Here is a 13,377-nt window from a genome sequence, read left to right on the forward strand (position 1 = left end):
GGTTCAATGCAGACGCCCCGCCGCGATGAAGGTGAACACATGCGCGAAAAACCGCGCCATCTCGCGGCTGGCCCAAGGCGTGGTCACGATCAGCACCACGCCGACGCAGATGATCTTCGCGCCGTAAGGCAGGCTCTGATCCTGAATCTGCGTGATCGACTGCAACAGCCCGATCAACAGACCGACGATCGTCGCCACCGCGAGCGCGGGCAGCGACAACCAGAACACCAGCATCAGCGCGTCGCTGGACAACGTGGCGAGAGACGGGAGCGCGTTCATTTGACGTAACCGACGATCAACGCATGCATCAGCTTCGAGATGCCGGACACCGACACGAAGATGAACAGCTTCAACGGAATCGAGACCGTGCTCGGTGACAGCATCACCATGCCCATCGCGGTGAGCACGTTGGCGACCACCAGATCGACCACCAGAAACGCGATATAGAGCAGAAAACCCGCCTCGAAGCCGCTCGAAATTTCGCCGATCAGGAACGCCGGAATCAGCAGGCTGAGATCGGTCTCGCGGGCGTCGCGCGCCGGGTCGATACGCTTCACCGCGCCCACCAGAAACTTGCGTTCGTCGGGCCGCGAATGCGCGAACATGAATTCGCCGAGCGGGCCGCGCACCGCCTGGAACAACTCGGCAGGTCGCGGCAACTGGAACTCATCACTGTCCGCGCCCGGCAGCGCGGCCTCGATCTTCGCGAGAGTCGGCGACATCACGACCAGCGTCGCCGCGAGCGCGATACCCGAAATCGCCATGTTGCTCGGCGCCTGCTGCACGCCGAGCGCCGAGCGCAGCAAGGTCAGCACGATGCTGAATTTCGTGAACGAGGTCGTCATCACGACCGCCAGCGGCAGCAGACCCAGCATGAAGAACATGCCGATGGTCTGCAACTGGTCGAATTGAGCGGTCATGCCGGCCGATCCTCCTGGGTCAGCCGGGTCACGCGCACGCCGAGCGAGCCCTCGATCTCGATCAGCTCGCCGCGCGCGAATGGAATGCCCTGGCACAACAGCGTCACGGTTCGCTCGCGTGCGGGCAGACGGAACGCGACGATCGAGCCCTGGCGCAAATGCGCCAGCTCGGCAACCGAGAGCGACAGCGTGCCGAGCACGGCGTCGAACGCGAAGGTGAGGGAGTCGATCGGCAGCAGTTCGCTAGTGACTTCGACGGCGGGGGTTTCATCGCTCAGAACCTGGTCTATCAAGGTGTGCTCCTCAGTGAATTTCAAAAGAATCCGGCACGCGCCGAGTCGCAACGGCACGCGCAGAAAACAGGCGTCACGATCGAACAGCAACGCGTCGCCGACCGCGAGCTTGCGCAGGCGCGGCAGCGACAGCGACGGGCCGGGCACGCAGATCGGCAGCCGCACGAACAGACGGCGCAGCAGCGCGTCGGCGGACGGCGGCGGCGGGACATGCAGACGCAGCCAGGCATCGACCGCGGGACTGCAAAACGAGAAATGGGCGGTTCGGCCACTCGCCATCTGTGTGACGGCGAGGCCATAGGCGCCTGCTTCGGGAACGGCGTCGAACGCGACGCCGGTGAGATCGATCGTGAAACCGAACAGGCCTTCGAGCGCGCAGAGCCAGTCGCTCAACGCGTCGGCGACATGCGTCAGCGCGGCGACGCCGAGCGTGCCGGGCACCTCCGCCGCGAGTTCGGGCAGCAGCGCGCCGGCATCGCAGGCGGCGCTGAACGGCGCTTGCGACGCCACACCCGACAGCCGCAACGGATAGCGCGCGCGGCACAGCTCGAATTCGAGCGTGAAGGCGCGCCGGCCCGCGCGCACGATGCGCGGCGAGCCGAAGTGCCGCAGCGCGAGGTTGTGACGCTCGGCGTCGGCCAGCGTGAGGGTGTCGAGATCGGGCCAGAGGGTCATGCGGCCTCCCGGGTGACGACGTGGCGAACGACGTGAGCCGAAGCAGGTCGCGCGGACGGGTCGGGCGTGGGCGGCGTCGGCCATATCCCTACCGGCGCGGCCAGCGCAGCCACCGTCTCCCGTACGCCCTGCCCGATCGCATCGATCGTCGTCCGCCCCGCGCCGTCGTTCAGGTCGTAGTGGCGCAACACCGCAGCAACGCCTTCGCGAATACCGCGCTCAAGGGTCCGCAATTGCACCGTCAAACCCCCATCGATCACCCCGGCCTCGGTCTCGATCACGCACGAATGCGCTGGCAATCCCGCATCGGCGAGCACGGTGCAAAGCGGCGCGCCGAGTTCGTGCTGAATCGTCGAGGTCAGCCGCGCCGTGTCCTCGAAGACGGCCGGCGCCACGCGTATCGAAACGAGCCGCTGCGATTGCGCCACCGCCACCGCACGGCGCAATTGATGCATCAACGCCGCCGACGGCGGCAGCGCGCCGACAATGTCGTTCACCACCCCCAGCACGATCTGCGCGAGCCGCTCCTCGAGACGTTGCGTGACGAACGCAGCCGCGGCGTCGCGTCCGGCGTAATCGCGCAACGCCGCCAGCTTGCCGGCCGAGTGTCCGTGACGCCACGCGCGACGTTTCAAGTCGCGCACCTGCTCGCCGAGGCGGCCGCGTTCACGTGCCGCTTCGGCCGCGCGCTCCGCTTCGACGGCGCGCAGTCCGTCGAGCGACGCCAGTTCATCCGCGCTCACATGGCCATCCGATTCGATGCGCCATGCACCCACCCGGCAGATCAGCATCGCGGTACCTCCATCAAACGTTTCGCGTCGGTCAGCAGGTCAGCGGCATCGGCCGCCGACAAGCCCCGCAGGCCATAGCGCTGCGCGGACTGCGCGACCTCGCGCGGCAGCCGCAAACTCCACCAGAACGCGTGGCTCAAATCCGCATCCGCCCGTTGCGCCAACGCGAGCCCAAGCGCCGTCATGTCGTGACGATCGAACGGCGACGCGGCTGGTTCGACATTCAGGTCGGCCGCGAGCGCGCGCGGGTGCCGTTGGATCGCGTCGAGCAGGCGCGGCGCGACGCTGGCGGCGAACGCCGTATGCGCCTGCGCGGCCACGACGCGCCGCAACGAACGCGCGCAGGCGAGCGCGGCGACGACGCGGCACAGTCGCGCGCACGCCGGCCGCGGCCAGACCGGCAATACGGATGACGTGTCGGCGAGCGTCGCTTCGGCCAGTTGCGGATAGCGCTCGAACAGAAACGCGTGGGCGGCACGCGCGCTGCGCTCGTTACGCACCGGACGCGCCGATTCGAGCCAACTGTGATGCGCCCAGTACGCCGGCGCGCATCGAGAGGTCGATGTCGGACTCGCGAGGTTTGCGGCGCTCGAATGAAGGCCGCTCGCCTGCTCTGCGGATAACGGAACGGAGAATCGAACAGGTTGCAGGGTCATACGTCGTCTCCGTGGCGGGCCGCTGATCGGGATTGGCTACCTGAGGTGTTGGCGGTGTTGGCGCCTTCGCCGTCGTCGGCTTCGCGGGTTGGGTTGGCATCTCGCGCGCCGTTGCCAGCGCCGCCCCGAAGTTCGGCGCCCTGTGTTGCGGCCGGACCACCGCGCGGCTTGCGTTTAAACCACGTGCGCCGTCCCGAGCGCCACAGCCACATGAAGCCGGCCGCCAACGCCACAAACAGCGCCAGCACGGCCAGCACCACCGTGGCGCGCGACGGGCCACTGCCGCCGTCATGCACACAATCCGTCGTGGTCACGCCGCCCGCGGCGCTGGCGACATCCGCGCCTTGTCCGCAATTGCCGGGAAACGTCAGCACCGGCGTGACCGGCAGCAGCGTCAGCGAGACGCGCGCGGGCGTCAGTCCTTCGACACTGCCGGCGACGATCGCGCGAATCCGGTCGCGCAGCAGGTCGAGGTTGTAATCGCTGCGGTAACGCATCATCACGGACGCCGACGGCAACGTGTCCTGCGCGGGATCCATCGGATCCTTCTCCGGCAGCACAATGTGCACGCGCGCGAGCAGAACGCCGTCCATCTTTTCGAGCGTCTCGGACAGCTCCTGCGAGAGCCCGTACACGTAGCGCACGCGGTCCTCCTCGGGACTCGAAATCAGTCCCTGGCGGCTGAACAGCTCGCCGAGATTCGCGTGGCCGCCGCGCGGCAGCGCGTAGGCGCTCGCCAGTTCCGTGGCGATCACCGCGTCGTCGTCGTCGACCGAGACGTTCCACGTCTTGTCCGCGTTGCGGTCCTTGTAGCCGGTGATCCCGTGGTGGCTCAACGCAGCCACGATGTGGTTCGCCTGGTCCTCGTCCAGGCCTTCGAACAATGAGGTTCTGCAGCCGGCGAGGAGCAGCAGGACCGGCAGCAAGATCAGGGCGCGGCGCATCAGCTTCGCTGCGACAGCGTCTGGATCGCGTTGCCGATCTGGTCGGCCACACGCACCGTCATCTGCACGCGCACCGTGAACGCCCCCATGTCGGCTTGCAGACGCAGCAGGTCGATGGTCGAGACGCGGCCGGAAGCGAGCTGACCGAGATCCACCGACAGTTGCTGCACGGACATATCCTGCGCGTTCTGGGCATGCGCCAACAGACGCTCCATCAGCGAACCGGGGCCACCGGCGCCGGCGTCGGCGGGCGACATCGGGACCGATGCGCCGGCAGGCGCCGGCGGCGTTGTGATCGGAAGTTGCAACATCAATACCTGCCTCGAATAGTCAGTCGTTCAATCGTTGAAAGGGGGGGCGCGGCCTGAGCGGAGCGTGCCGCGCCGGATGCGTGTGCAGCGTTGGCGTTGATAAAACGCGCGCATTCCGGCAGCTTCAGAAACGCCAGCGCCATCGAATTCGCACTGGGCTCGTCGCTGCCGACCACTTTCATCAGCGTGCGTGCCCCCAGCGCGTAATGGCCGTCGAGCACCTGGGACGTACCGAGCCACGCACACGCGAGCGCGTTGTCCGGCACGACCTCGAGCGCCTTCGCGAATAGCTGCGACGCGCCGCGATAGTTCGCGCGATCGACCTCGACGAGCCCCAGCCCGAGGTACGGAAAGGCGCGCTGCGGATACAGCAGCGCGAGCCGCTCGAACAGATAGCGCGCGTCGTCGAAACGACGGTAGACGCGGGCAAGGTGACCGATCGAGATCAGCAATTCCAAGCTGTCGTCCTGCATCTGCATGGATCGCCGAAGACGCCGGGAAGGCGCCTCCGTCCTGGTTAAAAAAGCGTTATCGGGTGTTCTGCGCCACGGCCTTCTGCGAGTCGTTGACGCTGTTCATCATGTTCGTGGCGGCGGAGTTGAAGGTGCTGAGTTCGCCCACCGCCTGCTGGGCTCGCAGCATTTCGACGTTCCCCTGGTTGTTGCCTTGCGCGCCATCGACGCCGTTCGCACCGATACCCTGCTGGAGCCCGTCGGCGTTCTCGGCTTCCTGCAGCGTGCCGTTCACTTTGTCGTTCTCTTTGGCGAGAATCTTCTCGAGCAAACCGAGCAGCCCGCCTGTGGACAGGCTGTGATTCTCGCTAAGCGCGGAACTGGGGGCGCCGGGCAAAAAATTGTTGATTCCGTTCAGATTCACGATTCCCACTCCTTACTATTTACCGCGCACGTTGACGAAGCTCGCGCTTCGTTCCACCACCTGTCGAGCCGCGCGTAAACACTCGACAAGCAACCTCAACTCTTTTTGCTCGACCGTTGACGCACTCGCCAACGCGTCGCTCAAACGATCGATTTCCGCCGTCAACCGGGCCGCGATCATCGTCCGGCCGGCGCCGCCGCCTTCGGCGAGTTGCGCTTCGAGCGGCAGATCGCCAAACGATCCGAGCGTGCTTTTACCGGCAGTTTTCGGGGGCATGGGCAGATTCCGCAACGAATTCGTAGATCGAGCCGTCGTCGTCGCGCGTGACTTCCGCGGCGCAAGCCGAGAGGCGGCTGATGTGGCCGATCGGCAAGCGCGCGCCGACGAAGTAGCGCACACCCTGCGCATCTGTCAGCCAGGCCGCATGACGGCTCGCGAGCAGATTCAGGCCGAGCGCGTCGAGCGGCACGCGCACGCGTTCGGCTTGCTGCGCGTGACCGGGAAACGCCAGCTCGCGCAAGCCACTGATGTCGGCGCGCGCGAGACGCGCCACGCGTGCGTAATCCCATGCTTCAGGCGACAGGAATCCATGAGCGTCGGGCAGCAGCGCGTTGAACGCGCCGGGCTGGGTGGCGCGCACCTCGGCGCCGCGGTAATAGCGCGCGAGAAATTCGCCGACCTGCTCCTCCAGTTGCGCCAGCACGAAGACATGCATCACCGGCGCCCGCTGCCGCGACCAGGCGTGCGCGGTCAGCGCGGCGAGATCGGTCGCGGTCTGCACATAGCCCTCGTAGACCAGCGCGCCGGTCTTCGGATCGACATGCGTCGTCACCAGCCGGAAGGTTTCTTCGTGGCGCGTGAGACGCGGCTCGACAGACGGCGATGACGAACCAAACCATGCCAGCATCGCGAACGCGACGGGTACGCCGAAGGCCGTCGCCTTCGTTACCGGCGCGGCGTCGGACCAGCGCTTCGCGACATAGCCGAGGGGTTCGTGACGCAGCAGATACGCACGTTCGGCGTGCCGCGCGAGCGCTGGACCCGGCGTATCGCGGCCGGCGAAGCGGAACGTGACGCCAGCCACGGAAAACCATGCGCCGCGCTGCATCCGCACGCGACGTCCCGGCGGCACGCGGCGCCCGAACACGGCGACGCCGTCGTGCTGCGCCACCAGCGAGAGCGTGTCGTGTCGCAACTCGACGGTGGCATGCAAGGGTTCGACGCCGTCGTCGATCACGATCAGGTCCGCGTCGCCGCCGCTGCCGATTCGCAACGGCTGGCCGGCGGACATCACCACGCTCGCGCCGGTATGCACGCCGTCCATCACGACGATCTGCGCGTCAGCGGTCATCGCCGGCCTCCCATGGCATTTTTTGCACGAGCGGCAAAGCGGGCGCCGCGACGGGAAACGAGACCCCCACGTCTGCACCACGCACCCCGCTGGAACCCGCCAGCGTCACATTCGGCGCGCCGTCGCCGGTCACGCTCTTCAAACGCGGTGTAATCAGAATCAGCCGCTCGAGCCGCTCATGCCTGGTCTGCGTATCGCGGAACAGCGCGCCGAGGTAAGGCACGTCGCCGAGCACCGGCACCTTCGACGTCGTGCGCTCGCTGCGCTCGTACTGATAGCCACCGATCAACAGACTCTCGCCGTCGCGCACGATCGCCTGCGTGACGACCGAATGGTTGTCGACCTGCGGAATCCCATCCACCGACGACGTCGCGTTGAACGCGCCATCGTCGATCTGGATGTTCAGCCGGATATTGCGACGCGGCTCCCCGCTCGATTCGATGTTCGGCGTCACCTTGAGCGTCAGGCCGGTGTCGATGTTGTAGAGATCGACAGCCTGATTGCCCGCCACCCGCACGTACACCGAACTGCGCGACGTCAGCGCCGCTTCCGTGTTGTTCAGCGTAAGCACGCGCGGACGCGACTGCACCCGCGCTTCGCCGGTGTTCTCGAGCGCGTTGAGCTGGGCGAACAGGTACTGCGCGGAGTTCCCCACCAGCGTCGCCAGATTCAGTCCGGCCGCCGCGCTGGCCGGCGTCAGCAGCGCGGCCGCGCCGAACGAGGGCGGCGCGCTCGCGGTCCCGGAAGCGCCGTTGATCCGCCCATTCGCGCCGCCCCAACTGACGCCCAGCGAGCGCGCCGCGTTCGACGACAGATCGATCACCACCGCGTCGATCTCGACCAGTTCCTGCGGCTGATCGAGCATGGCGATCGCGCGCTCGTAGTTCGGCATCGTCGACGCGAGGTCGCTGATGATGACCGCGTTGGTGCGCGCGTCGGCCACGATGTTGCGGCGCGCGGCCGGCGCAGCCGACGACACGCTGCCGTCGATTTCAGGCAACGGCGCGGCGGCACCCCCGCCGCCGAGCGGCCCACTCGCCAGACCGAGCCCTAGCAGACTCGGCAGCGGCGGCGGCCCGCCACGCGCATGGCGTGCTTCGGTCAGCGCTTCGGTCCGTGCGGCGGCACGGGCATCCACACGGGTATCCGCATGAGCATCGTCGGCGCGCGGGCGCGGCGCGTTACCCGGCCCGTTATCCGCCATCAACTGACGCAGCAACGAGGCGACACCCGGCATCACCCGCTCCTGCGCCCCGACGGTGTAGCGAATGTCTTGCGCCTGCGCGTAACGCAACGGGAAAATGCGGATCACCGGGTCTTCGGGGTTCGGCGCGACCGTGGTCTGCCGCTGCGCCTGGTCGATCGCTTCCGCGACGGCGTCGACAAAGCGCGAAGGGCCCGCCACCTTCACCGTCGTCGCCGAATATTTGATCGGCAGACGGGCGTCGTCGAGATCGAGATTGCGCAACAGCGAGGCAACCGCTTCGCGAGTCATGGGCGCGAACGGGATCACCCGGCTGCGCACGTCGGCCGCGGTCGTCACATGCATCGCCTTGCCGTCGAAGTACCAGACGAGCCCGTAGGCCTCCGTCAACTGGGTGAACACGTTGCCCGGTGTGTCGTCGAAGCGGCCGTTGACCGCCCCTTTCACATCGCGGCCAATGTCGGCGCTCAAACCTTCGACGGCAAGCACGTCGCGCAGCACATCGGGCAGCGGCGCACCGTTCACCGCGTAGTGAATCGGCGTGCCGTGCCATGCGGGCGTGGCGGCATTCGCCGGCGCAATCGGTGCGAGCGATGCAATCGATGCAAGCGGCAACAGCGCCCAGGCCGCCCCGAACGGACCCGCGATGTGACGCAGAGCGGCGCGGGTCGCATACGGCGGCCGGGGCGGCGGACCGTCACCCGTCCTGATAATCGAATAGTTGCGCCACATCATAAGCATTAAAAATCCCTGGCTACGTTCATTGACAGCGTTGTAGAGAATTTAATGGCGACAAGCCGATGCCGGGTAATACACATGTAGGACGTAAGCGGACGGCTTAATGCTTTGACCCGAACGGCCATGGCGGTCCATTACCGCCATTAGCCGCGGATATCGATCCAACGATCCGGCTTATCCTGAAATAAACCGGTCTTATCCAAAAAATACGAAGAAGATATAAATATCGGTAAGTCGTACCCCTGTATGACCTACTTCGTTCACAGAGAGAGAGGATTGACCAACCCGCTAATCGATTAATCCGATCATGACAAACGACCCACTCAATCCATCACGAAGCGAATTATCTTTATCGAAATTTCCTAGTGATTTTTCGGGAACCGATCACTTAATTTCTGCAGGCCCACGTCAGATTCCTACACGCAACTTCGTATGGTGATGATGCGGTTTTGCAATTTCGCGCCCGGCCTTGCCAGACCGAAGCTTCGCTCGATCAGAATCAACGGTTTTGCAACCTGTTTGCGGCTCGAGGAAATCTATTGGCGAATCATTGAAGAAATCGCGCGTCAGGAATCGCTGACGGTAGGGAAACTGATTTCCAAATGGGCGCTTGAAATCGATATGACACAGGAAACCATCTGCAATTTCACCGGCTTTATCAGAATTATCTGTGTCACGCAAATATTGGAACAGACATATCCCATCGACATGAAGACAATCACGCCGGAATAATTATTCATTTCGCATAATTCAGTACAAGGAGGCCCACCGAACCGATCCCCTCATTCTTTTTTACTCAGCAACACACGACACCGATCGATCACCACGCGCAATTGCTCACGCAAAAACCGCAACTGAATGGTTTAACTTTTAATCAGGGATTTTTCTCACTATGGCGAATACGATCGACAATTTCGGCAACAACATGCCGTACGATTTTGGCGATACCTCGATGCCGCAGCAAAACGGCATGCAGTTCAACGCGAATTTCAGCACGGTGCCCATGTTTCCGCCTGACGACGACGGCGGTATCGGCGCTGCCGGTGCTGCTCGCGGTGCCGGTGGCATGCGGCAGTCTTTTGCCGTGCCGGGTCAGAACGTCGACCCACAGGGACTGGCAGGCGCCGGTGCGGGCGGCGGCGGTGGCGCGGGCGGAATGGGGATGGGGCTAGGCGGCATCATGAACATCGTCAAGTCTGTCCTTTCCGCCGTGATGCAACTCGCGCCGCCGCTGCTCGGCATGATGGGTTCGCTGATGGGCGGCCTGGGCACGCAAGGCGGCCAGGGGAACGGCACCGCCTGACGCCAGCCTGAAGAAACTGCCGGCCGCCGCGTTTTCGCGCCGGCAGCCAGATCCGGGGCGGCGTTCACGACACGCCGCCCCCGCGCCTACCCCGCCTTTCCTTTCTGAACACAATGAATACTCTTCGCGAGCTTGAGCCCGCCGATCGCCAGCGGCTCGACACGCTCATTCGACACGCCAACACGGAACGGCACCCGGCCATGACCGATTTCATCGGCGGCGGCCATCGACACATTAATGAAGCGCTGCGCAATGCGTTGCCGCCCGACGAAGCCGTGCAAGGTTTTCTCGATGCACTTCCGCTCATGACGGATTACACCGGCGCCTCGTACCGCGTGTCGCATATCGCGCGAACCGGTCTCGCCGCGCTGCAACGCGGACACGCGCGGCGGTTCGCCGACCTCGGCGCGCAATGCGCCTTCGTGCTGCCGCGCAGCGCGGCTGCCTTTGCGCTGCGAACGGCGTCGGCGTATCCGCGCGAAGGCCTGTGCGAGTTGTACTCGATCTTCGACGAATCGGTCCCGCAGAAGAATCTGTCCAGCGCTTGGCTCACGGATCTGGTCGTCGTGCCGCCCGCCACGACGCTGTGCCTGAAAGCGCTGCGCTTCGTGGCGAGCGCGGGGCCGACCGACGCCGGCCCCACGCGCGTTATCGCCCATTTCGCCGGCGCCGATCCGTCGTGCGCGGCGCGTTACGACCTAGTCAGCGGAGTACGGCACCGCTGACGCGAGGCTGCGGTCGAGCCCGAACGGCCGACGCTCGCGCACGGTATCGCGCTCGCCTGCGTCGTCACGGGGATCGCACTCGCGAGCCTGAAGGTCGGACGGACGCCGCCTGTGGCGTCTTGATACAATGGCGCGCCCGTTGCGGACATTTCCGGCTACCCGTTGGCCGTGCTCCGCGTCGTCCGCGCCCCGTTTGTGTCTCCGCTCCGTGCGCCCCGCTCGCCGGACCGGTGCATCGAGGCCGTATTCCGTCACCTGCGTTTCATCCGACTCCGCCTATGTCCGCTCCGCGCCCCGACTCAGCCCGCACGCGCCGCCCCATGCGCCCGCTGCCCGCCATCATCTTCATGAGCCGTTGGCTGCAAGTGCCGCTCTACCTGGGCCTGATCGTGGCCCAGGGCGTCTATGTCGTGCTGTTCCTCAAGGAAGTCTGGCATCTCGTCACGGCCGCCATGACGCTCGACGAAACCAACATCATGCTGGTCGTGCTCGGCCTGATCGACGTGGTGATGATCTCGAACCTGCTGATCATGGTGATCATCGGCGGGTATGAAACCTTCGTGTCGCGCCTGGGCGTGGAGGGTCATCCGGACGAACCGGAATGGCTCGACCACGTGAACGCCGGCGTGCTGAAAGTCAAATTGTCGATGGCGCTGATCAGCATCTCGTCGATCCATCTGCTGAAGACCTTCATCAGCCCCGACCAGAATTCCACCCACACCATCATGTGGCAGGTGATCATCCACGTCGCCTTCCTCGTGTCGGCGCTGGTCATGGCGGCGGTCGACCGTCTCACCACCAGCACGCACCCCAAACATTTTCAGGAACCCGCCGGTTTGCACGCGCTGGGTTCCAACGGTTCCACTCCCCTGAAGGCGCACGACTGACTCGCGCAGCCCTGCGATCAGTACAACAAGCGCCATTGTCCCCACTGAGCTAGCCATGACCGTCATCAAACAGGAAGATCTGATTCAGAGCATTGCTGATTCGCTTCAGCACATCAGCTATTACCACCCGCTCGATTACATCCAGGCCTTGGGCCGCGCGTACGAACTCGAACAGAGCCCGGCCGCGAAAGATGCAATCGCGCAGATTCTCACCAATAGCCGCATGTGCGCCGAAGGCAAGCGCCCGATCTGCCAGGACACCGGCATCGTCACGGTGTTCGTGAAGGTCGGCATGGACGTGCGCTGGGACGGTGCGACCATGGGCGTCACCGACATGATCAACGAAGGCGTGCGCCGCGGTTATCTGAACCCGGACAACGTGCTGCGCGCGTCGATCGTGAGCCCGCCCGAAGGCGGCCGCAAGAACACGAAAGACAACACGCCGGCCGTGATCCACTACGAGATCGTGCCGGGCAATACCGTGGACGTGCAGGTCGCGGCCAAGGGCGGCGGCTCGGAAAACAAGTCGAAGTTCGCGATGCTGAATCCGTCGGATTCGATCGTCGACTGGATTCTGAAGACCGTGCCGACCATGGGCGCCGGCTGGTGCCCGCCGGGCATGCTCGGCATCGGCATCGGCGGCACGGCTGAGAAAGCCATGGTGATGGCGAAAGAATCGCTGATGGACCCGATCGACATTCAGGACGTGATCGCGCGCGGCCCGCAGGACTGGATCGAAGAACTGCGCGTGGAACTGCACGAGAAGGTCAACGCGCTCGGCATCGGCGCGCAAGGTCTCGGCGGTCTCGCCACCGTGCTCGACGTGAAGATCATGGCCGCGCCCACGCACGCCGCGAGCAAGCCGGTCGCGATCATCCCGAACTGCGCGGCAACGCGTCACGCGCACTTCACGCTGGACGGTTCGGGCGTGGCAAAGCTCGAAGCGCCGTCGCTCGACGCCTGGCCGAAAGTGCAGTGGGAACCGGACACCGAGAAGAGCCAGCGCGTCGATCTGAACACGCTCACGCCGGAACAGGTCGCCGCGTGGACGCCGGGCCAGACGCTGCTGCTGTCGGGCAAGATGTTGACGGGCCGCGACGCCGCGCACAAGCGCATCGCCGACATGCTGGCGAAGGGCGAAAAGCTGCCGGTCGACTTCACGAACCGCGTGATTTACTACGTCGGCCCGGTTGACCCGGTGCGCGACGAAGCCGTCGGTCCCGCGGGCCCGACCACCGCCACGCGCATGGACAAGTTCACCGAAACGATGCTGTCGCAAACCGGCCTTATTTCGATGATCGGTAAAGCCGAACGCGGCCCGGTTGCGATCGAGTCGATCAAGAAGCACAAGGCCGCGTATCTGATGGCCGTGGGCGGCGCGGCGTACCTCGTGTCGAAGGCGATTCGCAGCGCGAAGGTCCTGGCGTTCGAAGACCTCGGCATGGAAGCGATCTACGAGTTCGACGTGCAGGACATGCCGGTGACCGTCGCCGTCGATTCGAACGGCACCTCCGTGCACCAGACCGGCCCGAAGGAATGGCAAGCGAAGATCGGCAAGATTCCGGTCGCAACGGTTTGAACTTGTATTAAGACAGGTTGATCTCTTCAACCGATAAATCTCAAGCCGGGGTCTCGTACCCCGGCTTTTTTTCGGTTGAAATGAGAACGTTACTCATCACGCAAAAAAACCTTCAAAATCAAGC

The 13,377-nt window shown here is 64.8% G+C and carries 17 protein-coding genes and 1 pseudogene; 6 read left to right on the forward strand and 12 right to left on the reverse strand.

Annotated elements, in window-relative coordinates:
- Positions 1 to 3: 3 nt before the first annotated feature.
- The 12 genes from sctS to sctC form a co-directional block, all read right to left on the reverse strand.
- Positions 4 to 279 carry a type III secretion system export apparatus subunit SctS gene (gene sctS / locus GGD40_RS06650; protein ID WP_035551582.1) on the reverse strand — a complete coding sequence of 92 codons (276 nt, stop codon included), beginning with the start codon at positions 277 to 279 and terminating at the stop codon, positions 4 to 6.
- A complete protein-coding gene (locus GGD40_RS06655; RefSeq protein ID WP_179743174.1) occupies positions 276 to 920 on the reverse strand; it encodes an EscR/YscR/HrcR family type III secretion system export apparatus protein in 645 nt (214 codons plus the stop codon). Before GGD40_RS06655 ends, sctS begins: the two co-directional genes overlap by 4 nt.
- Positions 917 to 1,888 carry a FliM/FliN family flagellar motor switch protein gene (locus tag GGD40_RS06660; protein ID WP_179743175.1) on the reverse strand — a complete coding sequence of 324 codons (972 nt, stop codon included), beginning with the start codon at positions 1,886 to 1,888 and terminating at the stop codon, positions 917 to 919. Before GGD40_RS06660 ends, GGD40_RS06655 begins: the two co-directional genes overlap by 4 nt.
- The gene (locus GGD40_RS06665; RefSeq protein ID WP_179743176.1) at positions 1,885 to 2,679 is read right to left on the reverse strand and encodes a FliH/SctL family protein; all 795 of its coding nucleotides are present in this window, start codon (positions 2,677 to 2,679) and stop codon (positions 1,885 to 1,887) included. The genes GGD40_RS06660 and GGD40_RS06665 overlap by 4 nt, the downstream gene beginning before the upstream one ends.
- Entirely contained in the window at positions 2,673 to 3,335 is a 663-nt protein-coding gene (locus GGD40_RS06670) for a hypothetical protein (RefSeq protein WP_179743177.1), read from the reverse strand. The genes GGD40_RS06665 and GGD40_RS06670 overlap by 7 nt, the downstream gene beginning before the upstream one ends.
- Positions 3,332 to 4,279 carry a type III secretion system inner membrane ring lipoprotein SctJ gene (gene sctJ, locus GGD40_RS06675; protein ID WP_179743178.1) on the reverse strand — a complete coding sequence of 316 codons (948 nt, stop codon included), beginning with the start codon at positions 4,277 to 4,279 and terminating at the stop codon, positions 3,332 to 3,334. Before sctJ ends, GGD40_RS06670 begins: the two co-directional genes overlap by 4 nt.
- Positions 4,279 to 4,590 carry an acyl carrier protein gene (locus GGD40_RS06680; protein WP_179705762.1) on the reverse strand — a complete coding sequence of 104 codons (312 nt, stop codon included), beginning with the start codon at positions 4,588 to 4,590 and terminating at the stop codon, positions 4,279 to 4,281. The genes sctJ and GGD40_RS06680 overlap by 1 nt, the downstream gene beginning before the upstream one ends.
- Complete coding sequence (locus GGD40_RS06685; RefSeq protein ID WP_257030365.1) at positions 4,590 to 5,048, reverse strand: tetratricopeptide repeat protein; 459 nt, start codon at positions 5,046 to 5,048, stop codon at positions 4,590 to 4,592. The genes GGD40_RS06680 and GGD40_RS06685 overlap by 1 nt, the downstream gene beginning before the upstream one ends.
- A gap of 70 nt (positions 5,049 to 5,118) precedes the next feature.
- Positions 5,119 to 5,466 (reverse strand): hypothetical protein, encoded by a 348-nt coding sequence (locus GGD40_RS06690; RefSeq protein ID WP_179705766.1) that lies wholly within the window; start codon positions 5,464 to 5,466, stop codon positions 5,119 to 5,121.
- A 15-nt stretch (positions 5,467 to 5,481) separates the two neighbouring features.
- The gene (locus GGD40_RS06695) at positions 5,482 to 5,742 is read right to left on the reverse strand and encodes a hypothetical protein (protein ID WP_179705768.1); all 261 of its coding nucleotides are present in this window, start codon (positions 5,740 to 5,742) and stop codon (positions 5,482 to 5,484) included.
- Positions 5,720 to 6,817, reverse strand: coding sequence for a hypothetical protein (locus GGD40_RS06700; protein ID WP_179743180.1), 1,098 nt, complete (start codon positions 6,815 to 6,817; stop codon positions 5,720 to 5,722). Before GGD40_RS06700 ends, GGD40_RS06695 begins: the two co-directional genes overlap by 23 nt.
- The gene (gene sctC / locus GGD40_RS06705) at positions 6,807 to 8,762 is read right to left on the reverse strand and encodes a type III secretion system outer membrane ring subunit SctC (RefSeq protein ID WP_179743181.1); all 1,956 of its coding nucleotides are present in this window, start codon (positions 8,760 to 8,762) and stop codon (positions 6,807 to 6,809) included. The genes GGD40_RS06700 and sctC overlap by 11 nt, the downstream gene beginning before the upstream one ends.
- A 429-nt stretch (positions 8,763 to 9,191) precedes the next feature.
- Between sctC and GGD40_RS06710 the strand changes: the two genes are divergently transcribed.
- The 6 genes and pseudogenes from GGD40_RS06710 to GGD40_RS06735 all read left to right on the forward strand — a co-directional run bounded on the left by GGD40_RS06710 (position 9,192) and on the right by GGD40_RS06735 (position 13,253).
- Positions 9,192 to 9,491 carry a ribbon-helix-helix domain-containing protein gene (locus tag GGD40_RS06710; protein WP_179705775.1) on the forward strand — a complete coding sequence of 100 codons (300 nt, stop codon included), beginning with the start codon at positions 9,192 to 9,194 and terminating at the stop codon, positions 9,489 to 9,491.
- A 160-nt stretch (positions 9,492 to 9,651) separates the two neighbouring features.
- A complete protein-coding gene (locus tag GGD40_RS06715; RefSeq protein WP_179743182.1) occupies positions 9,652 to 10,062 on the forward strand; it encodes a hypothetical protein in 411 nt (136 codons plus the stop codon).
- A 113-nt stretch (positions 10,063 to 10,175) separates the two neighbouring features.
- The gene (locus tag GGD40_RS06720; protein ID WP_179743183.1) at positions 10,176 to 10,787 is read left to right on the forward strand and encodes a hypothetical protein; all 612 of its coding nucleotides are present in this window, start codon (positions 10,176 to 10,178) and stop codon (positions 10,785 to 10,787) included.
- Between the two features lie 21 nt (positions 10,788 to 10,808).
- Positions 10,809 to 10,910, forward strand: a pseudogene (locus GGD40_RS06725) (DMT family transporter); the annotation flags it as partial.
- Between the two features lie 197 nt (positions 10,911 to 11,107).
- The gene (locus tag GGD40_RS06730; RefSeq protein WP_218900830.1) at positions 11,108 to 11,674 is read left to right on the forward strand and encodes a TIGR00645 family protein; all 567 of its coding nucleotides are present in this window, start codon (positions 11,108 to 11,110) and stop codon (positions 11,672 to 11,674) included.
- 55 nt (positions 11,675 to 11,729) lie between these two features.
- Entirely contained in the window at positions 11,730 to 13,253 is a 1,524-nt protein-coding gene (locus GGD40_RS06735) for a fumarate hydratase (protein WP_179705782.1), read from the forward strand.
- Positions 13,254 to 13,377 lie beyond the last annotated feature (124 nt).

The sequence above is a fragment of the Paraburkholderia bryophila genome (assembly GCF_013409255.1).
In the GTDB taxonomy this organism is placed as follows: Bacteria; Pseudomonadota; Gammaproteobacteria; order Burkholderiales; family Burkholderiaceae; genus Paraburkholderia.